Origin of the sequence: Chryseobacillus diguaensis (genome assembly GCF_049220665.1) — a bacterium.
In the GTDB taxonomy this organism is placed as follows: domain Bacteria; phylum Bacillota; class Bacilli; order Bacillales; family Bacillaceae; genus Metabacillus_B.
In genome coordinates this window covers 213,558-232,429 of sequence record NZ_JBMKNV010000001.1, presented here as the reverse complement: position 1 = coordinate 232,429, position 18,872 = coordinate 213,558, and the positions used below count along the sequence as shown (strand labels likewise).

24 protein-coding genes and 1 pseudogene are annotated in these 18,872 nt (G+C 38.5%); 7 read left to right on the top strand and 18 right to left on the bottom strand.

The window, feature by feature from the left end:
- Positions 1-11: 11 nt before the first annotated feature.
- Together ACOT8F_RS01150 and ACOT8F_RS01145 are read right to left on the bottom strand one after the other, a co-directional pair.
- The gene (locus ACOT8F_RS01150; RefSeq protein ID WP_421650019.1) at positions 12-1,226 is read right to left on the bottom strand and encodes an FtsW/RodA/SpoVE family cell cycle protein; all 1,215 of its coding nucleotides are present in this window, start codon (positions 1,224-1,226) and stop codon (positions 12-14) included.
- A 276-nt stretch (positions 1,227-1,502) separates the two neighbouring features.
- Positions 1,503-1,784: an Fpa/YlaN family protein gene (locus ACOT8F_RS01145; protein WP_421649717.1), complete on the bottom strand. Its 282-nt coding sequence runs from the start codon at positions 1,782-1,784 to the stop codon at positions 1,503-1,505.
- Positions 1,785-2,058: 274 nt separating this feature from the next.
- Here ACOT8F_RS01145 and ACOT8F_RS01140 point away from each other — a divergent pair, with 274 nt between their 5' ends.
- Entirely contained in the window at positions 2,059-2,556 is a 498-nt protein-coding gene (locus ACOT8F_RS01140; protein ID WP_421649716.1) for a peptidyl-prolyl cis-trans isomerase, read from the top strand.
- A 146-nt stretch (positions 2,557-2,702) separates the two neighbouring features.
- Here the strand turns inward: ACOT8F_RS01140 and ACOT8F_RS01135 are convergent, their stop codons facing one another.
- Positions 2,703-4,031, bottom strand: coding sequence for a PhoH family protein (locus ACOT8F_RS01135; RefSeq protein ID WP_421649715.1), 1,329 nt, complete (start codon positions 4,029-4,031; stop codon positions 2,703-2,705).
- Between the two features lie 174 nt (positions 4,032-4,205).
- Here ACOT8F_RS01135 and ACOT8F_RS01130 point away from each other — a divergent pair, with 174 nt between their 5' ends.
- Positions 4,206-4,820 (top strand): YhcN/YlaJ family sporulation lipoprotein, encoded by a 615-nt coding sequence (locus ACOT8F_RS01130; RefSeq protein ID WP_421649714.1) that lies wholly within the window; start codon positions 4,206-4,208, stop codon positions 4,818-4,820.
- 202 nt (positions 4,821-5,022) lie between these two features.
- Here ACOT8F_RS01130 and ACOT8F_RS01125 read toward each other — a convergent pair whose 3' ends face one another.
- Positions 5,023-5,478, bottom strand: coding sequence for a pyridoxamine 5'-phosphate oxidase family protein (locus ACOT8F_RS01125; RefSeq protein WP_421649713.1), 456 nt, complete (start codon positions 5,476-5,478; stop codon positions 5,023-5,025).
- Between the two features lie 102 nt (positions 5,479-5,580).
- Between ACOT8F_RS01125 and ACOT8F_RS01120 the strand changes: the two genes are divergently transcribed.
- On the top strand, positions 5,581-5,781 hold the full coding sequence (locus ACOT8F_RS01120) for a YlaI family protein (protein WP_421649712.1): 201 nt from the start codon (positions 5,581-5,583) through the stop codon (positions 5,779-5,781).
- 408 nt (positions 5,782-6,189) lie between these two features.
- Here the strand turns inward: ACOT8F_RS01120 and ACOT8F_RS01115 are convergent, their stop codons facing one another.
- The 4 genes and pseudogenes from ACOT8F_RS01115 to ACOT8F_RS01105 form a co-directional block, all read right to left on the bottom strand.
- Positions 6,190-6,474, bottom strand: coding sequence for a hypothetical protein (locus tag ACOT8F_RS01115; RefSeq protein ID WP_421649711.1), 285 nt, complete (start codon positions 6,472-6,474; stop codon positions 6,190-6,192).
- The gene (locus tag ACOT8F_RS01110) at positions 6,471-6,791 is read right to left on the bottom strand and encodes a YlaH-like family protein (RefSeq protein ID WP_421649710.1); all 321 of its coding nucleotides are present in this window, start codon (positions 6,789-6,791) and stop codon (positions 6,471-6,473) included. Before ACOT8F_RS01110 ends, ACOT8F_RS01115 begins: the two co-directional genes overlap by 4 nt.
- A gap of 231 nt (positions 6,792-7,022) precedes the next feature.
- Positions 7,023-7,118, bottom strand: a pseudogene (locus ACOT8F_RS20925) (aldo/keto reductase); the annotation flags it as partial.
- A 259-nt stretch (positions 7,119-7,377) separates the two neighbouring features.
- Positions 7,378-7,593 carry a DUF2188 domain-containing protein gene (locus ACOT8F_RS01105; protein WP_421649709.1) on the bottom strand — a complete coding sequence of 72 codons (216 nt, stop codon included), beginning with the start codon at positions 7,591-7,593 and terminating at the stop codon, positions 7,378-7,380.
- A gap of 550 nt (positions 7,594-8,143) precedes the next feature.
- Here ACOT8F_RS01105 and ACOT8F_RS01100 point away from each other — a divergent pair.
- Both ACOT8F_RS01100 and ACOT8F_RS01095 read left to right on the top strand, forming a co-directional pair.
- On the top strand, positions 8,144-8,902 hold the full coding sequence (locus ACOT8F_RS01100) for an alpha/beta fold hydrolase (protein WP_421649708.1): 759 nt from the start codon (positions 8,144-8,146) through the stop codon (positions 8,900-8,902).
- 825 nt (positions 8,903-9,727) lie between these two features.
- Entirely contained in the window at positions 9,728-10,177 is a 450-nt protein-coding gene (locus ACOT8F_RS01095; RefSeq protein WP_421649707.1) for a S1 domain-containing RNA-binding protein, read from the top strand.
- Between the two features lie 640 nt (positions 10,178-10,817).
- Here ACOT8F_RS01095 and ACOT8F_RS01090 read toward each other — a convergent pair.
- The gene (locus ACOT8F_RS01090; RefSeq protein WP_421650018.1) at positions 10,818-10,961 is read right to left on the bottom strand and encodes a helix-turn-helix domain-containing protein; all 144 of its coding nucleotides are present in this window, start codon (positions 10,959-10,961) and stop codon (positions 10,818-10,820) included.
- A gap of 305 nt (positions 10,962-11,266) precedes the next feature.
- Between ACOT8F_RS01090 and ACOT8F_RS01085 the strand changes: the two genes are divergently transcribed.
- Positions 11,267-11,656, top strand: coding sequence for a DUF3224 domain-containing protein (locus ACOT8F_RS01085; protein WP_421649706.1), 390 nt, complete (start codon positions 11,267-11,269; stop codon positions 11,654-11,656).
- Between the two features lie 957 nt (positions 11,657-12,613).
- On the opposite strand, the gene ACOT8F_RS01080 is transcribed toward ACOT8F_RS01085, so the two are convergent.
- From ACOT8F_RS01080 to ACOT8F_RS01070, 4 genes are all read right to left on the bottom strand, one after another.
- On the bottom strand, positions 12,614-12,856 hold the full coding sequence (locus tag ACOT8F_RS01080; RefSeq protein ID WP_421649705.1) for a hypothetical protein: 243 nt from the start codon (positions 12,854-12,856) through the stop codon (positions 12,614-12,616).
- An 89-nt stretch (positions 12,857-12,945) separates the two neighbouring features.
- Positions 12,946-13,566, bottom strand: a complete 621-nt coding sequence (locus ACOT8F_RS01075; protein ID WP_421649704.1) for an HNH endonuclease family protein — start codon at positions 13,564-13,566, stop codon at positions 12,946-12,948.
- Between the two features lie 673 nt (positions 13,567-14,239).
- The gene (locus ACOT8F_RS20920) at positions 14,240-14,467 is read right to left on the bottom strand and encodes a hypothetical protein (RefSeq protein WP_489672219.1); all 228 of its coding nucleotides are present in this window, start codon (positions 14,465-14,467) and stop codon (positions 14,240-14,242) included.
- 107 nt (positions 14,468-14,574) lie between these two features.
- The gene (locus tag ACOT8F_RS01070; protein WP_421649703.1) at positions 14,575-14,775 is read right to left on the bottom strand and encodes a cold-shock protein; all 201 of its coding nucleotides are present in this window, start codon (positions 14,773-14,775) and stop codon (positions 14,575-14,577) included.
- Between the two features lie 571 nt (positions 14,776-15,346).
- On the opposite strand from ACOT8F_RS01070, the gene ACOT8F_RS01065 reads away from it, so the two are divergent.
- Complete coding sequence (locus ACOT8F_RS01065; RefSeq protein ID WP_421649702.1) at positions 15,347-15,940, top strand: hypothetical protein; 594 nt, start codon at positions 15,347-15,349, stop codon at positions 15,938-15,940.
- 332 nt (positions 15,941-16,272) lie between these two features.
- Here ACOT8F_RS01065 and ACOT8F_RS01060 read toward each other — a convergent pair whose 3' ends face one another.
- The 5 genes from ACOT8F_RS01060 to ACOT8F_RS01040 all read right to left on the bottom strand — a co-directional run bounded on the left by ACOT8F_RS01060 (position 16,273) and on the right by ACOT8F_RS01040 (position 18,580).
- On the bottom strand, positions 16,273-16,614 hold the full coding sequence (locus ACOT8F_RS01060) for a hypothetical protein (protein WP_421649701.1): 342 nt from the start codon (positions 16,612-16,614) through the stop codon (positions 16,273-16,275).
- A gap of 127 nt (positions 16,615-16,741) precedes the next feature.
- Complete coding sequence (locus ACOT8F_RS01055; RefSeq protein ID WP_421650017.1) at positions 16,742-16,963, bottom strand: glycoside hydrolase family 38 N-terminal domain-containing protein; 222 nt, start codon at positions 16,961-16,963, stop codon at positions 16,742-16,744.
- A 64-nt stretch (positions 16,964-17,027) separates the two neighbouring features.
- Positions 17,028-17,261, bottom strand: a complete 234-nt coding sequence (locus ACOT8F_RS01050; RefSeq protein ID WP_421649700.1) for a glycoside hydrolase family 38 N-terminal domain-containing protein — start codon at positions 17,259-17,261, stop codon at positions 17,028-17,030.
- 394 nt (positions 17,262-17,655) lie between these two features.
- The gene (locus ACOT8F_RS01045) at positions 17,656-17,805 is read right to left on the bottom strand and encodes a hypothetical protein (protein ID WP_421650016.1); all 150 of its coding nucleotides are present in this window, start codon (positions 17,803-17,805) and stop codon (positions 17,656-17,658) included.
- Positions 17,795-18,580: an AraC family transcriptional regulator gene (locus tag ACOT8F_RS01040; protein ID WP_421649699.1), complete on the bottom strand. Its 786-nt coding sequence runs from the start codon at positions 18,578-18,580 to the stop codon at positions 17,795-17,797. Before ACOT8F_RS01040 ends, ACOT8F_RS01045 begins: the two co-directional genes overlap by 11 nt.
- Between the last annotated feature and the right edge of the window lie 292 nt (positions 18,581-18,872).

Genomic DNA, 18,872 nt, shown 5'->3' with positions numbered 1-18,872 from the left:
ATAATGTTTCTCTAATTGGACAGCGGCTTTTGTTTAGGAATTGGCATATTTTTTACGTTGTCAGGAGTCGTTTCATTAGACGCATATTTCTTTTTGTAATTAGCAAACATTGAAATATTAACAAGAACACCCATCGCAATCATTAAGAGGATCATGGATGAACCCCCATAACTGATGAATGGCAGAGTTACCCCTGTGATTGGAATAAGTCCTGTCATTCCGCCCAGGTTCACTAAGGCCTGAATGCCAAGCATGCTCGATATCCCTGCTGCGAGCAGGGTCCCAAAAGGATCCTGGCATTTCCGGGCTATTAAAAAGCCCTTAAGGATAATAAATGCAAGCAGCGCTAATATTCCAATTACCCCTGGAGCACCAAGTTCTTCAGAAACAACCGCCATAATAAAGTCAGTATGGGATTCAGGCAAATAACCGTATTTCTGTACGCTGTTGCCAAGACCAAGCCCAGTAACCCCGCCTGAGCCAATCGCATAAAGAGAGTTTACGAGCTGATACCCGTCACCCTTTTCATTCTTAAAAGGATCCGCGAAACCAGTAAAACGCGAAACTCTCTCTTTTGTAAAGATGTGACTTGAGTTCATTAAGATAAATGGTAAGGTAATGGCAATACATAAACCAATAAGGATCAGAATTCTCATTATGTTTTTAGTTCCAATCCCTGAGCATGCGACCATCGCAATCACAATTAAAGCTATGATAATCGCCGTCCCCAAATCAGGCTGTATGACAACACATAAACATATGCCAATTGCATAAGCCAGCGGAGGCAGGACAGCCTTTCCAAAATTATGTATGTAAGGCTGCTTTTTTTCAAAGATCGCTGCGAGGTAGAAAATGACGCAAAGCTTAGCAAATTCCCCCGGCTGAATGGACATTCCAAAAAGCTTAAACCAGCTTCTTGCTCCGCCTGCAACTGAACCAAAAACAAAAAGAGCAAACAATACAGCAAAGGAACCAAAGAATACAATTTTTAAAAAAGTGTTATTCAGATAGGCTCTGTAAGGAAAAGCCATCATGCATAAAAACAAAACTGTGCCTCCTAAAAGTGCGAGCAGCTGTTTCTTAAAGAAAAAATCGCTTGGAGCATCATACCTTGCTACTGCTGTAATCATACTGGAGCTGTATACCATAACAAGCCCTATACTGCAGAGGAGAAAAATAGCCAGTATGAGAGAATAATCATACGATTTAAGGATTTTTTTGATCATCATATCTTCCCTACTTTTTTCATTTAATTTTCTTTATAAATAGAGGGCTTTACACTAACAAGTTGCTTTTATCTTCACTGTTATAATGAAGAGCACATTTTTACCATCGTATCCTTGCCTTTATCTCTACCCTTAAGCTTGTCCGGCTATTCATTTTAAATGTTATCAAGGATACTCTCGTTTCACAATGCAGGATTTTGAAAAAAAGCTGGATTATTGCCATTTAAAATAAAAAAACCCAAACCATTTTAACTTAAACAGTTTGAGTTACTTTGCTTATTTCCTGGTGAAAGCCTCATGGAGAGCGGACAATTCCTGTTCCAGACTGTCCAGAAGAATTTTCCCTTCTCTCTCTTGAATCAAACCAAGCCGCACGGCAAAATCAATTTCTCTTGATAATCCGAACATTTGTGTATCTAAAACCTCTTCATAAAGAGGACATTGAGGCATTGTCAAGTTGTCCATTTGAACTTTAATTAATTTCATGATCTTTTCAGCATCAGCTTTTAATAAGGCATGTGCTTTTTCCCGATGATCAATCGCAATCTCAGAAGCCAAATGAATCCCTCCGTTTCCGAGCGATTACCTTTATTCTATCTATTAATATTAAAGGTAAAAATCCAAAAAAGCAAGGATTATATGATTGCTTAAGCCTTGTTTTATCAGCCAAAAACTGGTGTTTTCAAACAGCTTACGACATTTTAAAAAGTGATTTCTCTTCCATTTGCTGGTTCTATTTTTTTCTGCTGCAGTTTATCTGATTGACTCAGGCGCCATCCCCCATGACAAACAGTCAAAAAGGCCTTATACTAGTCTTGTAAGGAGTGGTTGCATGAAAGATATTCTATTCATAAAAGGGAATGTGAAATATCCAATTACCCTTGACCCGGGAGTATGGATTTTTGATGACAGAAAAGTTGATTTAACAGCTTACTTTAAAAAAGAGCACAAAGAAGCTGATCATCTGGAAGCCTATAAAAAAGCCATTTCATCTCAATGGGACAGGGAAATAAGGGAAGGTGCTATTTTCCCGCCAACATTAAAGACAGAGAAGAAATTTGAGAAAGAAAAAATACTTAACGGAACCTTTGGTATACAGCTGAAACCTTTTCTGGAAAATGCAGAAATTGGTGATGATGCAACAAATGTTGCTTTTTTAACAGCAGATGGAGTAACGACACTAACACTGGAAGAAGCCAATGAAGCAATACTTGCTTTTAGCCACAATGGCAAACCTCTAAAGGAAGACGGCCCCGTTCATCTTTACTTTGGAAATGGAAGGAATCAAAGCAACCCCATAAAATATGTACTGGAAATTCACGTTATGTAAGAAAACCGCTGACAATCATCTGTCAGCGGTTTTTATTTGTTCATTTTCCTTATTACTTAGTTACACAGCCCATTATCACTAAAGAAAAGCTGCCTGAAAGCAAATCGTTCAGTGCGGCAAAAAGCCTTTGTGAATACAAGCTTACTTTAAAGCAGATCAGCAGCCAATTGAGCAAGTCCTGATCTTTCTCCTTTAACAAGTCTTACATGGCCTGCAATTTGCTGTTCTTTAAACTTTTCAACTACATAAGTCAGGCCGTTATTGTATTCATCCAGATAAGGATGATCGATTTGCTCCGGATCTCCCATTAAGACAATCTTGCTTCGGTCCCCGACCCTCGTTAAAATCGTTTTGACTTCATGCTTCGTTAAATTTTGTGCTTCATCTATGATAATAAACTGATCCGGGATGCTTCTTCCGCGAATATATGTGAGAGCCTCAACCTCAATGGACCCCATACCAGCCAAAATCGCATCCAGCTCTCCAGGCTTTTTCGTATTAAATAAGTATTCAAGATTATCGTATATAGGCTGCATCCAAGGTCTTAGCTTCTCTTCTTTTTCTCCAGGAAGGTAGCCGATGTCTTTCCCTACTGGAACGATTGGACGGGCTACAAGAAGCTTTTTATAAGAACCCAAATCTTCCGTTTGGTAAAGCCCTGAAGCGAGAGCAAGCAAAGTTTTCCCTGTGCCTGCCTTTCCAACCAGTGTGACAAGAGGGATATCTGATCTCAGCAAAATCTCCATGGCCATTGACTGCTGGACATTTCTTGGTTTAATGCCCCAAACATGATCCTGATTAAAAACCAGCCTTTTTACTTTTTTTCCGGTTTTATCGACAATTCCGATTGCCGAAGCAGAACCGCCTAATGCATCCTTCATGACAATAAACTGGTTCGGATAAAATGGATGGTTTGTTATTTCAGATAATAAAAGCTCACTCTTTTCATAAAAGCGGTTTAAATTGTCGCTATTTATGTATAAATCGAGAAAACCTGAATAAATGTGATCAATTTCCACTACTCTGTCGCTTAAAAAATCCTCTGCCTGCAGGCCAATCGCATCTGCTTTCACTCTTAACAGTGTATCCTTGCTGACAAGGATTACGGGCCGTCCGGCTTCTTTTGCAGCTTCTTCAATTGAAAGATTTTTAGCCACTGCCAATATTCTATTATCATTTGTTTTTTCTACAAATATATCCTGCAAATCATGGAAAGAACGATGATTAAGCTCTATCCTGATAGAACCGCCATTTTCAAGCGGAATTTTTTCATGAAGGCTGCCGATTTCCCTTAAGCTGTCTATTAGCTTTGATACTTGTCTCGCATTGCGGCCCACTTCATCCATATATCTTTTCTTTGAATCCACCTCTTCCAGTACAACAGCTGGAATTACAACTTCATTATCCTGAAAAGAGTAAATGGAATTCGGATCCTGCAACAGCACGTTTGTATCTAAGACATAAATCTTACTCAATATTCTGCCTCCTACTGTGAATGTATTGGGCGGAGCATTAGATTGGAATGAACGGACTTCATTCCCTGTCCCATGTTGCAAGTGAAGCGTTGCTAAAATATATGAAACCGTGAATAAAGATAGAAGGTTCTTAAGACAATAAAGTTAAAAGTCAGCCACTAAAGGAGTGATGAAATGTATCGTTATTTAGGTTTTCTTATATTGGCCGTTTCATGTGCACTTTCTGCGTGTTCAAATAACAATGATAAAAACCTGGGCGAATCGGCAAATGAAAGCAAAACGCAGCCGATTACTGTTAAAAATACTGCCAGCCTTCCTCCCGCAAGCAAACAGACAGGGCAATCAGCAGCCAAACGCCTGGCATCCCTTGCTGCACGTGTTCCTAATGTAAAAGATGCCACTGCTGTTGTGCTTGGAAGATATGCTGTTGTTGGAATAGATGTAAACAGCAAGCTTGAAAGAAGCAAAGTTCAATCCATTAAGTATGCTGTAGCTGAAAGTATAAAAAACGATCCTTATGGAGCTAATGCTGTTGTCGTGGCAGACCCTGATACAACCCAGCGTATCCGGGATATCGGCAAACAGATTCAGCAGGGACGTCCAGTTATAGGAATACTTGATGAACTGGCTGCCATAGTAGGCCGAGTTATGCCGGATGTTCCTTCTGACACATTGAATAATCCAAAAAAGCAGCCTACACAAAGTGATAAAGACCAGCTTCCAAGGAAAGATCAAAAAGATTTGGACAAACAGCAGGAAAAACAGTCCAATCAAGAACTAAAACGGTAAATCCATATTATTTTTTATGAAGCAGTCAATATGAAAGTGACACCACCTCCTCAAAGGTTCTGTATCATTCATTTTTTGAGAAAGGCTGTTTTTGAAATTTGCTTCTCAGCATTTTTTCTTAAAATATCCCAGTTCTGAAAATCATTCTACTTTTTCAGCCAGCTGCTGTCTGAAAAACAGCAAAAAGCTTAGTCAGGCATGACTAAGCTTTTTTCATTGCATCAAAAACCTGCTGATCGAGTTTCGCAGCAGCTTTTTCATCATAGGTTTTTTCGTAAGCGGGTTCCACTTTTATCCTTGAACCATAAAACATCACATCACGGACTTCAGATATTTTAAGCTCAATTAAAGAAAGTTTAAGCGGGATTCCATTAAGAGCTTCCATTTTTATGTATGTATGACCAATTACAGAGTAGGCTGATTCGTTGACAAAAACATTTATTACAGCCGCTGGATGTTTTTTTATATTTTCCACTATTCTTGAACGTGAGTCCAGCGCTGCATAAAGATGCTCATGGTCTGGTGCATATACCCATGAGATCACAGTTACATGAGGAGCCCCTGTTTCATGATCGATCGTTGAGATTGTAACGATCCGCTCCTTTTGAAAAGCATTGAATAATGGTTCAATAAGCTTTGTTTCCACTTTGTTCGCCATTCCAATACCTCCAGTGCCGTAGTATAATTCTATCATACCCGTTTTTGTATCAGGTTCCAACTATCTTAACAAGTATTTTTAGTGAATAAATGAGGTGTCAAAATGAGAGTTAAATGTGTCCTTTGTGATCAAATAGAAAATATCAATGATGAAACGCTAATTGCAAAAAGGCTTAGAAACAGACCCATTCATACATATATGTGCCCTAAGTGCCATGACCGGATTGATGCAAGAACGAAAGTCCGGCTTTCAACAGGCAACTTTCGATTGTACCGCGATAAAAAAACTGAGGATCAATGGTAGTTGCTGTAAAGGGCTTCCTTTCTGGACTTATTGGTGCTTATTCAAAACATTACCTTTTTAAAAGTGTATATTCTGCTGTTAAACATTGATTTTATTTACCCCTGCCCTTTGCCCGAATGGATTGAATTTGCCATCCATCTCTTCGTCGGCTGCGGAATTGGGATTCTGTTCAGTTTGGTATTGAAGTTCTTACAGGCAAAAAATTTTAAAAAGTATCTGCTTATTTCATTACTATTGACGATTCCTGGGGCACTGCTTTATTTTCCGCTGAGCATGCCCTCTATAAAAGAGGCTCCTTCAATAACAGACTTCAGCGCCTTCCTCTTCTGGCCAATCGGGCATCTTTTATTTGTGATAATAGTTCAATTTATTTTTAAAAATGACCGCCCTATATGAAGGCGGTCATTTTTATGGATAATTTTTAAATTTTTCGGGCTCCTCTTTTATTTGGTTGATCATCACCTCAATGAGCTCTTCTGGAAACTTGCATGTAAAAGGCTCCTCGTCTCTTCGGCCATTTATGATGTATTCGTACCCTTCCTTTGAATAAGATAGCTCTGATATTTGAAACTCTTCTCGTAATACCGCCTCAAATAAATCGGCTGTTTCTTTTGCAGCAGCATCATCAGGTCTATGATCAGAAACGACGATAATAGTCATCCAGTTGTACAATGCGTCCTGAAATGACTTCATGCCGCTTTGCTGCCTTTTTTCGCTTGGTGAAGCCTGATCTTATATATTCCAAGAACGATAACAGCTATAAAAAGGCCTTCTGCAATCGGGAGGAAATAACCTAAAAATGTTAAAACCGAACATCCAAGAAATAGGATGAAATAAATCAGCAATGATTTTAAAATTGGCAGCTTTTTTGCAAAACCAAGCTTATAAACAATAACAGCCAGTGCAAATATGACACAAAATAATATATTGGCTCCTGTTTGCAGATCTGTTGAAGAAAAAATAGCTCTCGCTATCCACCACATATGATCCCTTACGTCTCCTTCTCCCACATAGATCCCCCTTCTCGATTGTTCTCATGACCATGGCAGAACTTGATCACAATGGATAATTCCTTGTTAACATTTTCGATGCACAGGAGCAGCTTTCCTTCTTTTAAGGGGGACTTAAAAATAATCAATTTATAAGAAGGAGGTGGAGAACATGGCTGAATAACTCATAAAACAGGCGAAAAAGCACCAGAAAGTGATAAATACAAGGTGCGATTGATAAAGGAGAGCAATTCCCCCCTTCTCTTTCAATCGGTCAATTCGTTTTGTGCCGGGAATCGGCACAACCAAATCGGCCTGGGCGAGCAGCCACGCCAATGCCAACTGGGCCGTGGCTTATCTATTTCTTTATCATTAACTAAAATAACTTCTTCAATTTAATGGCCCTTTAATGGATTAACATGACTGCTGTTTTTAACAACTTTATTTGTAATGAAATATCTTAATTGTATTCAACAAAAAAACTGGATAGCCCTTTTGACTATCCAGCCTCGCTTATTTTTCTTCCGGAAAAATACTAAAGACAAATGGGAAGATACGACTGAATTGATAAGAACGCTTTAATAAACATCCCTCATTTCATTAGCCTTTAGGTGGATATGGATCCATTTCCATAGCTTTCTTTTTGACGGATTTTTCCATCTGCGCCATGAATGACAACTCCAGTTCCTTGATTCTTAGCAATTGTTTTAGCAGCTGTAATTGCATCATTTTGAGTATCGTGAATTGAAGAAGCTTTCTCGTTACCTTCACCTTTTACTTGCCAACCACCATTTTTATGCTTAGAAACGTGTTGATTACTCATATCACCATCTCCTTTTTAATACATAATTTAACAAAAACACTAAAATCTTTCTGTCCCTTTACTATATCCGTTTCTGCGTCAGCTGAAACGCAGTTTATGGGGGTTCAAAGCCCCCACCTAAGCTGAATATCTTTCCTTTATAGTGATGAAAAAAAGAGAAAGGAAGAGGCTTAATCTTCCTCTCCCTTATGGTTACTTACGCTTGCGACGGCGTGTTTGTTTTTGTTTTTTCTTGTTTTTTTCAGACTTGCTTTTTTTAATTTCAATTAGTGTCTGGAAGATGGTTAAGCTGGGCGAAGCATCCCTATGAACAAATGATTAAAATTAGGAGAACAAAGAAGGATCCCTCTTGCGTTCGGAGCTTCTTTTTCCGGTGCAAGAGGATTCAGCTAGGGATCGCACCGGATTGAAATTGTCCGGCTCGATGCCGGTTAATTTTAAAAGAAGCCCCTCTATTCGCTGCTGCAGCGCAGCAGACATATAGGGGCTTTCCAATTAATAATGTTTATAGGTCTTGATCAATGGGGGATATAATAGAGAGGTGTTGATCATGTTATCATATAACGATCTAGGTACAGGGAATCCCGTTGTTCTCATCCACGGACTTGGCAGTAAAAAGGAAGCTTGGCTGCCACAACATGATTTAGCAAATAGGTATAGGTTAATTATCCCAGACATGAGAGGTCATGGGGAAACAGTAATCAATGAAGATCTTACTGTTAAGAACTTCGCATTGGACATTATAAATCTATTGGAATACCTAAATATTCCATCAGCTTTCATTTGTGGATTGTCATTGGGTGGAATTGTAGCTCAGGAACTATACAAGCAGCGTCCTGATATGGTAAAAGGGTTAATTTTGTCTAACACAACCTCGTATATACCATCTATATTAGGCAATAGTATTATCAATAATATATATAGGCTTCTTCAGAAAGGCAACCAAGAGCTGATAGAACAAATTGTGACGACAGGTTTATATGATAAAGTTTATAAAGAGGAAGCAAGAAATGCATTTTATATTCGAGACACATACATTGAAGCAGCGAAAGCTCCAATTGGGCTCAATTATTTTTCTGTGCTTCCTGCTATAAGAAAACCTGTTCTTCTTATCGGAAGCACACATGACAAAGTAACGCCTTCCTCTAACATATATCTTATGAAATCTTTTATTAGGCACTCACAAACCGTCCTTTTGGAAAACACTGGACACTTAAGTAACATCGAGAAGAAGGATCTTTTCAACCAACATGTTTCGGATTTTATAGCGACCTGTGCATCTTCCTGTTATGAACAGACCGTGGGATAAAGAGATCATGAAAAGCAATTAAACGTCGGAAAATCAGCTTAGAGAAAAATAAAAGGAGGGGCAGATCCAGTTGCAACTGGTTGCGAAGGCTCGATACCTGAAGCTAACCGCCTAGATGTAAAAACCTCACTTTTTCTTGTCACAAACCTTTGATAGGTAAATGAAGGGACACGTAACAAAAAGGCAAATAAAAAAGCAGGATATTTCTCAGAAGATATCACTGCCTTTTTATTTTTCTTTTAAAGGGCTCGATAAAATTTGTTATTTATTTATGGTTCATGCATGGTGACCCATTTTTTGTCAAAACCGTAAAAGATCATCATATGCATGCCATGTGTATCGTACGGCCAATATGGAAATGAACGGGCCATATCCCCGGATTATTTGCGGTCAGCAATAGATCATACCCTTCACTTGAAAACTATGAATCTCAGAACCGGCATTAATTAACCTAATTAAATACGTTTCCACTTTTTTTACACAGATGGCAGGTATTTCAGGATCTATTTTTCCATTTATTGTATAGTATTTTGCCCCACCATCAAAGATATATTAGTTCTTGATCTACATATTTAAAGTTCTTATTAATGAAGAAAACGTGCCGCCTTAAGGCAGCCAGATTTTATAAACATGGAATTGGCTTGATGAACATTTTAAAAATTTTCTAGAAATGAAATGAACCAAGTAAAATTTTTAACCAAACATAGTCAATGACTGGCCATTTACCCAACATTCAAAAATGAATTTCGCCAGTTGATATTATTTTCATCGAAAATTTGTTATAATGAAGTGTTTTTAACATAATTGAGGGGGAACATTATTTTTATGTCAGTTGAAGTCGGCAGCAAGGTACAAGGTAAAGTAACAGGCATCACTAATTTTGGAGCATTCGTAGAATTACCGGATGGATCAACAGGTTTAGTGCATATCAGTGAAGTTGCGGATAGCTATGTAAAAGATGTAAATGACCATCTGAAGATAGGCGATCTGGTTGAAGTAAAAGTGATAAGTATGAAAGAAGGAAAAACTTCTTTGTCCATCAAAAAAGCGATAGATAGACCTGAAGGACAAACTTCTTCTTATTCACAACGCCCACCACGCCCGGGAAGATCAGATTACCGATCCAAAGAATTTCGTCCCAAAGGTAATTTCAAACCAAAGGAAAGTTTTGAAGATAAAATGGCCCGTTTTTTAAAGGCTAGTGAAGAGAATTTGTCCACCCTCAAACGTAACACTGTATCAAAACAGGGCGGCAGAGGCGGAAGACGAGCATAACTTGTAGCGTTTTTTAATGCTTCATTATAGATAAAGGCAAGCCTGTAATTAGCTTGCCTTCTTTAAGGTAACATAAACCAATTAACAAAGAACTTACAAAGTTATCAGGCGCTTACAAATGTAAAATAAATTAAGATGTTTAAGCTAAAATAAAATAGCGGGCAATGTCCCTCTTTTTTATTGGATCAAGGGAAGATTTCCCTTGCAAGTTTAGACAGAGTCTATAGTGCAAAATAACGTCTAAAGTGACAAACTAGCATTATACCAGTATTTCAAATTTGTTAGACTGAACGGTAAAAACCGATCAGCCCATAAATAATTAGCTTACTCCAGAAAACTTTGTGGAAGATTATATCTACATCAATATGTTAGAAATTACAGACTCCTCCTTGTATAAAAGCATCAGATAGTTCATATGGGTGAAACATTGTTCCCATTTTTCAAATGCCTTTGTTAGGAAGGATATAAAATAGTTTCACTTCAGGAACTCAATTTTGGTAACAATGTAAGTAAAAGAGTTGTAGAAAGTATTTTATCCTGCTTTATTTCGATCATTTTCTGTTATTTTAATGCGAACCATAGATTTGGAAATTTCAATTTGAGTATTTAATCCGGAATTCGAAAAAAATGCATGGCTTTATTACTGGTGAACACTTTTTGTACCAGAATCTTCGAGACAGCAACTTTTTTCGTTTAAAAGGTAACGAAGTTTTCTCATCGTAATTTGCAATCTTTTTGCTGCTTCTTTTCGATTTCCAAGCGTATCTTTTAATGTTTGTAAAATAAATGCTTTCCCAACTTGTAACTCTAATTGTTTAACTTGTGCAAGAACCTCTTCTAAATTGATTTCATCTTTTTGTTCGAAGGCTTTAAGAATTTCATTGATCGCGCCCTATTGTGGAAGATAAAGATAATTATTAGGGTTGCTACTTTAGCTTTTTGAACTATCGCGCGCGTTACATTAAGTGTAATATTTCACAAAAGTAGAAGGAAAATAAATAAAAACACTCCTATCTCATTATTGATAATGGTACTTTTTGGATATTATACTGGAGGTGAATTACTATTATAATGAAGGGAGATTTACGCATGGAGGTAACATTTACAGTAAGCAAATGGGATGAAAAACCAGTAGATGACACTAGAAAAAAATTCCCTATTAATATTGCCCATGTCGAATATGATATTGAGGGTGAATTAACAGGAAAAGCTTTTGTTGAATATTTATTATTTTATATAGACTCTACTATAGATGATGGTCACTTGGCCACTTCTAAAATTTCCGGATTTCTGCATTTCGAAGGAACTTACAAGGGAAAACGGGGAACATTTACAGCTATAGAGCAAGGAATATATGATAATGGAAATCTAGATTCTCCAGCAACAATCATCAAAGCTACCGGTGACTTAGAAAGCTTGAAAGGGTCTTATAATTATAAGTTTACAGTTGAAACAAGTAAGATGATTCTAAACTTTTAAATTCTAACTAAACAGTAATAAAGGACATCCCTGTACTACCGGGAATGTCCTTTTCTTCGAACGAACTTCCTCACTATCCTGCTATTAAACTGATTAAAGACCAAAATAATAGACTGTTGAAACAATCCATCGTTGTTCAATTCTTGAGCCCTTTTCTTGAATAAGCAAAAAATAAACTTCCTAATTTTAATAAATCCTATAGTATTATACATTAAACTTAATGATTCCCCTGAACACTTCCCTTGCATCAATAATCTGTTATATTACCTAACTTATCCACTAATGCAAACCAAACTTTCCCATTATTATCACAAGTGATACCATATGGCTCAGCTTGTGTGTAGGGATCATATATTCTGTAATCTGTTCATCAGCAATGGAAAAACGTCCTATCTTTATTTGCTCCCCACCCAGTAAACCATAATGTACCGTCTATCCCAGCCGTTATTGCATGAGGGCGAGGCATTTACAATGGATCACTTCGGATATATAAACATGTCCTTTCGGTTCGAATAGAGATCTCACGGGGCCGTCGCCCTTCCCTTCCAGACATACCCAGTACCATCACTTGATAAGCTGTCTTTATCCGGCTGATTCAATGGATAGAGACCCTCTTTTACCGAGAGGCTTCTTTCGCATGGTCGCCAACTTACCCTGCCGCTGTGCTTCACAATTATGCATTTGGGTCTGCCTGTCCGACTGCGGGTCTCTCGATTGTCCGCATCTCCATCAGACTTCGCCTCACGACACCGCCATAGATTAGTCTTCGTCAGTTGTATTAGCACTCTGACGGGAGGACTTTCACCTCCGTGGAAATGAGTCTTCCATGATTCGGGAGCCGTTTTTACCTCAGTAATGTACTCCTTTAACAACTTACTTTAGTACGGATGGTTTCCGTACCAGGCGCGACTGCCCGTCGCACAAAAAAGATGCCTTTTTAAGGCATCTGGTACAAGTTCATGAGCGCTCAAGCACGGTGGCGAGCATTCGGTGGATGACCTCATGGTCACGAGGATCGTGCAGGCGGTAGTCTTCACCCGGCAGCGTGTACCACTCTGCGGCGCCGACATACGTGATTGCTAGCGTGAGGGCGCCGTCGTCATCGCAAGTGGTGCGCAGTTCGAGCTCCCCGCTGATCACGCCGACCTCAGTAGTCATTACACCGTGGGTTGCTGTAAAGATTGACGACAACTTTTCCATACGATTGACTCCCTTCTGGGGTTGGATGGTAGCGCTGCAAGTGTACTGCCAACGGACGGTTGGCAGTACTTGCAGACTCTCTGACGGACTCAGTAGGAGCAGGTGTTGACCATGCTCTGCAATGCGGACTTCTCCGACGACTGCAGGCTTAGGCCCCAACGGTATTTGGTGTTGATCCACCACTTCGCGTACCCACAGCGGGCGCCGGAACGCGGTGGTTGCCACGTCGACGGATCCTGGTCGCCCTTAGACCGGTTGACGCTAGCGTTCACCGCGATCAGCTGCGTGCCACTGAGGTCGTTGGCAAAGTTCTGGCGCTTTTCCGTGGTCCAGCTGCTGGCACCTGAACGCCACGCCTCGGCCAATGGGACTATGTGATCGATGTCGATATCAGACGGCGAGTACAAGGTGACGCCGTCGTAGTAGCTGTACCACTTTCCGGAAGTGACGGGGCAGTTTCCGCTGTAGTAGTCGGCGTCACGCTGAAGTACCACCTGACGGGTGTCGCAGCCACCGCTTTGGGTAATCCAGTGAGGGAACAAGTCGCGCGAGTAGCCTGTCAGGGAGCCTTCAGACTTAACGGTAAGCGAGTTCAGCTGAGATTGGGCGGTTGACAAGGACGGTGTTCCGGGCGGAATTGCCAAGGCCGTCTGAAAAACAGTAAACGACAGAACCAACGTAAAAACAAAAAACATCGATTTCTTCAACATAGAAATACCTCCTATATGCAATTTTTTATATTAACATCTATCTTCATCGTTAGTGAATAAGATGTTAATTCTATACCAAGATAATATTGCAAACCCAAGTGAAAGGAGGCGCGACATCGAATAATTATTATTATGGCCTCTTTGCGAAAGGAGACATAGCATTAGAAATCTGTTCATTTTTAAGTAGTTTTTCCATGAGAAGAGGCATTAAATTGAACACGCCTCTACTTGCAATACTATTACATGAATTATTTTCCTTACAAGTTAAATATTTGTAAATAATCTTTCTATTGTAAAGAAAAACATAGTTTACTTCTTCCCTAGCACACCAAAAGGCCTATCTTGATATAATAATGATAAGGTCTGCCAATACTTTATTCTCATCAAGGGAAATTTACATGTATGTATTCCGCTCTACTGCCAAATAGTTTAATTGCATCTGTGAGTCTTTCAGGCTACAAGTCTATTTACCAGTTTATTAATAATAAGTGAGTACAAACCCTATAAAATCAAAAATCTGACAAAAGTTAGTATTGTCAGATTCGAAGATTATGAATTTGTTTTCCAAAAACGAAACAGAGCTTCACAATAGAAAATGCAATTCTACATGGTAGGGAAAAATCGATTAGCCCTAAAATATAAAAGGCATGAGAATTTCCCATGCCTTTCTGAGCTATTTCTTTAAATGATAAGGTACTGTTGTAGTCACCACATCTTTATGTCTATATAACCATAATCGAAGTAACAAAGCTGTTTGATTATGAAGTAAGTTATGCCACCACTTCTTAGGAATAAATTGAGGTATAACAATCTGGATTCGTGATTTAAATTCTTCTTTTTCTTCAATCATTTCAATTAACCTTGAAAATGGCTCTAAAACGGACCTATAGTGGCTCTTCAAAGTTACCAGCCTGTTATGGATTTCCCCATTCCTCCCATTTACTGTTTGTATGTCTCCAATAAAAAGGCAGACTCTAAAACAAGAGTCTGCCTTTTTTGTTTGTATAATTAAGCTTTACGAACGTTTGCAGCTTGTGGTCCACGGTTACCTTGCTCAACGTCAAAAGTCACTGCTTGACCTTCTTCTAAAGTTTTGTAACCTTCGCCTTGAATCGCTGAGAAATGAACGAATACGTCTTCTCCACCTTCACGCTCGATGAATCCGAATCCTTTTTCGCCGTTAAACCATTTTACTTTGCCGTTTTCCATTTTTGATGCCTCCTGGTGTGTTAATACACACATCTCGTATTACTATCCTTGCTCTCAGTGATTATCAAGACGAAAAGTTTGTACTTATACTATCCTTTGCACCGAACAAAAATAATTCTTTTTTAGGATAACATATTATGTAAGTATCTGCAAGGGTACAACCCGTTAGTCGAGTATCCATTATATTTCCAAAGTGAAAAGCTGCCATTAGTTTTTGGCAGCTTGATCCATAATTAGTGGAAGAGCCAAAACAAGCCGTTGAATTGTGGATATTAGGCGTGAAAACCGAAGTTCTATATTATAGGTCTTGGTTGTACCATAACCACTCCCTCTTTTCCGACTTTTAACTGTACCTCACTTTTTTACTCGTCTATCAAAGCAATCATGATGCTTTTCCCTAAAATTGTATATCATTATCAAGTTAGTTCCAATAAATGAAGACAAAAAAAGAGTGCAGCTCAGTTACAACAACAGCAACAAACTAAATGGAAATACACTACCCGCCGTGACGACTCCAATAAATGGAAATATATTGTAATATCTACTGGTAGAAGGCGAGGGGACGTCTGTCATGTGCCCGATGAATGAAGAAGAGACATACAGAAATCAAATTCAGGAAATCAGCCAGAAGCAGCAAAACGATCAAAGTACGATCTTAACGGCTGATCAAATTAGCTCCATTCACGCTTGGATTGCCCAAATGGGACAACATTGGCTTAATCATGAAAAGTATCAGGTTTCTAAACAAGTATTGCAGTTTGAATACCCTTCTTTGGATTATGGAACTAACCGCAATGTTTATGATTTAAATAATGGGACAGTCCTTAAAGTGGCGCTTTCAGAGTTGGGTTATAAAAGCAACGAAACAGAAGCGCAAATATATAGAAGCTGCAACGAGGATGTGAAAGCGCATCTTTGTCCAATTATTGAATCAGGCCATGGCTGGATTATCATGAAAAAAATGAGCCGACCAGTGCCGCAGTCTCTTTCGTATGTATGGAAACTGGTTGAGCTGCAAATGAAATTTCTAATGAAGGGAATTATCCCGATTGATTTGACGATCGATAATGCAGCTTTATCAGAAAACGATGATATTGTCGTTGTAGATTATGGTTTGTTTATTAGCGGACTGGACAGTCCACATTTTAAAGATCTTGCTCAATGAAAAATGCGAAACTTATCCGACTCCGTGACCTGGCCAATAACAATATTAATAATAATGAGGTTCTTACGGGAATCCTGGTTCTCATATGCCCTCGATATGATTAATATTGCAACAGATTTTGCTTCCACCTTGCAAGAGGGGGAATTTCTTCCCCCCGCTCACCATTCCTGTTTAAGAATATCCATTGAAAAATTTTCTCCGGTCCGTGTTTTAACTGCAAAGTATGTTTCCTTTGTAAAAAGAACCGCTTTTTGATTGCCCCATAAAAGGAATTGGGAAGCAAATGAAACAATACGAAAATATTATTTTTGCCCAGCTTCCTGCTTATGGCCTCAGTCATCTGCTTTTTCAATTGGTTCAGAGAGCCATCGGCCAGCCTTATCACTTTCATCAGCCTGTTGATAAATTTTCCTGATTGGTACATCCGAATTGCGCCCTCCGATGCTGTCGTGGGCGTGAACATCGAACAACATTTTCCACATTTCATCGAGCCAGGCTTGAGGGTAGCGAAAACCGAGAGTGCTTGCGATGGCAGCCAATGGTTTAAGCGAGCCAATCATCTTTTCTTCCGCTATTGCATGCAGCTTTTTAATGTCATATCTTTGGGAACGGATGGTATTATGAATCCTGGACTTTTGAGTGGCGATAAAGTTCTCTTTCAATTTCATTTGCAAACAGATCTGAATCAGCGACTCATTTCGGCCATTTTTTCTAATATCGGGAGCAGGTTCTCCTGCATATATTCATCATCAGCAGACAGGAATTTCCCCGGGCGGTATCCGAAATAGATATTATTGGCTTTTACGCTCTCGCCATCAGGAGATGAGATTTCCACGTAAAGTTTAAGTCTTCTTTCAGCTGGTCTGTGTAAATTCCGCATTGCAAGATACTAAAGTCGATTTCAAACCCTTTAAAGATGGAAGGCAAGTACGTTTTCTGGCCAAAGATATCGGGCAGATAGCCGACCTTCATGCTGTGCCCCATTTTTACTGCAATCCGTGTTCCATATAATAGGTTTCGGATGAGCGATTCTTTGTTTACTAGAAGCGAATCGGCCTGGGTATACCACGGGCCTGCATAAATACGCTTATTTTATTAAGGCTGCTAGCCGTTCTTTTTGCTCCGGACGGATTTTTAAATATTCATCCAGGATTGACGCCTGGGCATCAAAGACGTAGCCCTTGTACTCTGGATCGTGCTCCATCACTTCTATTAGGTGGTCCATATTTTCAACAAGAAGAAGATTGGAATCCTCAATCGTAAAATACCATTCTCTGTCCCAATGCGAATGCTGTACAACATATACTTTTTTCTTTTTCATGCTATTCCCTCCGATGCAGTTTGTCCCTTTAAATGAAAGAGGGGACATCCCTTTCAAAATGCACCTCTTATTTACCACTGCGCATACGCCTGCTCCTAACGTAATCAAAATAGCCGTACCAATTAATTCCCCCAAAATGCTGTCATAATTGACCTCCTAAAAAAATGGCGAAGGTAACAGTAAAAACGTAAAGGAGACCACAAAATATCCCTCTAAAGGGGGAATTTTATCAGTCTCCCTGTTATTCTTCACATATTATCAAATTATCTAAAGTATTAAGTATGTTTGTAGACGTTGCAATTGATTCATAGAATATTTTTTATCAACTAACTATTATAAAAATGGCTCTTTGAAAATTATTTATCCCAATACCAGCCTAGTTAAGATGACAGTTTTAGATATCTTCTAAATTATTATCATTTGTACCGCTGAAATCATAAAATAGATTTTCGGCAGTATTAAACTTTTTTCTGTACATTTGAGGAGAAATATTTACATATTGTTTAAATAATCTACTAAAATGAACCGCACTATTAAAGCCCAGCTCCTCCGAAAATCATTCCAATCGAATCATTTGAAGTTACTAAGAGGTTTTTCGCTTCTTCGATTCTCCGGTTGGCTAAATATTTATTAATCGTAAAACCCGTAACCTCTTTAAAGCAATGGCATATATAATGCTTGTTTACATGTAAAACATTAGCTATTTGATCGAGATTTAAATTTTCTCTGAAATGATTATTGATAAAATTAAGAATATGACGCACATGTCTTTCCTTCTGTGAGTATTGTATTTCTCGACTAGAATAAATGGCTTCTTTAGATTTTCTATAAATTTTTATAAGAAGCTGCATTAAATATGCTTCAGTCAATTGTAAATAACCAACAGCTTCCTTTTCATATTCACGAACCATTTCATTCATGAGCCTCTCAATTTCCTCCCGCTCTTTACCTTCCCAATGAATAAGTTGTCCACACGGCGAATTAAACATTCCAATAATCTTCTTTAAAATATCTTCAGGTAAAGAGTTGTCTAAAAGTGAAGGGAAAAAGTTAATAAAGGTCCTCACATAAGTTTCTTTATCAGAAGGATTCACTTGATGAAGGATTTTGCCATTAAAAATAAGCATATCACCAGGCGTTAACTGGTAAATTCCTTCTCCAATAATATAGTTGGCTACTCCCTTGAAAAAATAAAAGATTTCAAATCCATTATGCGAATGAAGTTTCCATTTATGCTGATGATCCCCTTCTCGATGACGCATATAAAAGCAATGCTTATCTAACTCTTGATTTGTATGAAAATCTATATAATCAGTCATTTCAAATCAGACCATATATAGCAAAAATAGTTAAACAAAGGAAAAAGCCCCTTTCTTTGAAATCTTAATAATGCTAAAAAATGGTTAAGATTTTTAAAAAAAACCTTATTTAGTAGACCCATTCTCAGTTATTATAAACAAATTTAACTATTTTAACTTTACTATTCTTGTTTGTTATTTAACGTATATTGCGTTTTCTATGTGCTGATAAAAAACCCATCTGGTTGGCTTAGGCAGTAAACAAATCCGAAGAGAAAGCTAATTTGTATAGAGCCGCTTGAGTGCTTACAAA

What these genes read in the sequence shown, in the direction of transcription:
- ACOT8F_RS01150 (WP_421650019.1), bottom strand. Translation starts at nt 1,226, where the DNA reads ATGATCAAAAAAATCCTTAAATCGTATGATTATTCTCTCATACTGGCT.
- ACOT8F_RS01140 (WP_421649716.1), top strand. Translation starts at nt 2,059, where the DNA reads ATGAAAGATATTCTATTCATAAAAGGGAATGTGAAATATCCAATTACC.
- ACOT8F_RS01130 (WP_421649714.1), top strand. Translation starts at nt 4,206, where the DNA reads ATGTATCGTTATTTAGGTTTTCTTATATTGGCCGTTTCATGTGCACTT.
- ACOT8F_RS01125 (WP_421649713.1), bottom strand. Translation starts at nt 5,478, where the DNA reads ATGGCGAACAAAGTGGAAACAAAGCTTATTGAACCATTATTCAATGCT.
- ACOT8F_RS01120 (WP_421649712.1), top strand. Translation starts at nt 5,581, where the DNA reads ATGAGAGTTAAATGTGTCCTTTGTGATCAAATAGAAAATATCAATGAT.
- ACOT8F_RS01115 (WP_421649711.1), bottom strand. Translation starts at nt 6,474, where the DNA reads ATGAAGTCATTTCAGGACGCATTGTACAACTGGATGACTATTATCGTC.
- ACOT8F_RS01105 (WP_421649709.1), bottom strand. Translation starts at nt 7,593, where the DNA reads ATGAGTAATCAACACGTTTCTAAGCATAAAAATGGTGGTTGGCAAGTA.
- ACOT8F_RS01100 (WP_421649708.1), top strand. Translation starts at nt 8,144, where the DNA reads ATGTTATCATATAACGATCTAGGTACAGGGAATCCCGTTGTTCTCATC.
- ACOT8F_RS01095 (WP_421649707.1), top strand. Translation starts at nt 9,728, where the DNA reads ATGTCAGTTGAAGTCGGCAGCAAGGTACAAGGTAAAGTAACAGGCATC.
- ACOT8F_RS01085 (WP_421649706.1), top strand. Translation starts at nt 11,267, where the DNA reads ATGGAGGTAACATTTACAGTAAGCAAATGGGATGAAAAACCAGTAGAT.
- ACOT8F_RS01080 (WP_421649705.1), bottom strand. Translation starts at nt 12,856, where the DNA reads ATGGAAAAGTTGTCGTCAATCTTTACAGCAACCCACGGTGTAATGACT.
- ACOT8F_RS01075 (WP_421649704.1), bottom strand. Translation starts at nt 13,566, where the DNA reads ATGTTGAAGAAATCGATGTTTTTTGTTTTTACGTTGGTTCTGTCGTTT.
- ACOT8F_RS01070 (WP_421649703.1), bottom strand. Translation starts at nt 14,775, where the DNA reads ATGGAAAACGGCAAAGTAAAATGGTTTAACGGCGAAAAAGGATTCGGA.
- ACOT8F_RS01065 (WP_421649702.1), top strand. Translation starts at nt 15,347, where the DNA reads ATGTGCCCGATGAATGAAGAAGAGACATACAGAAATCAAATTCAGGAA.
- ACOT8F_RS01050 (WP_421649700.1), bottom strand. Translation starts at nt 17,261, where the DNA reads ATGAAAAAGAAAAAAGTATATGTTGTACAGCATTCGCATTGGGACAGA.
- ACOT8F_RS01040 (WP_421649699.1), bottom strand. Translation starts at nt 18,580, where the DNA reads ATGACTGATTATATAGATTTTCATACAAATCAAGAGTTAGATAAGCAT.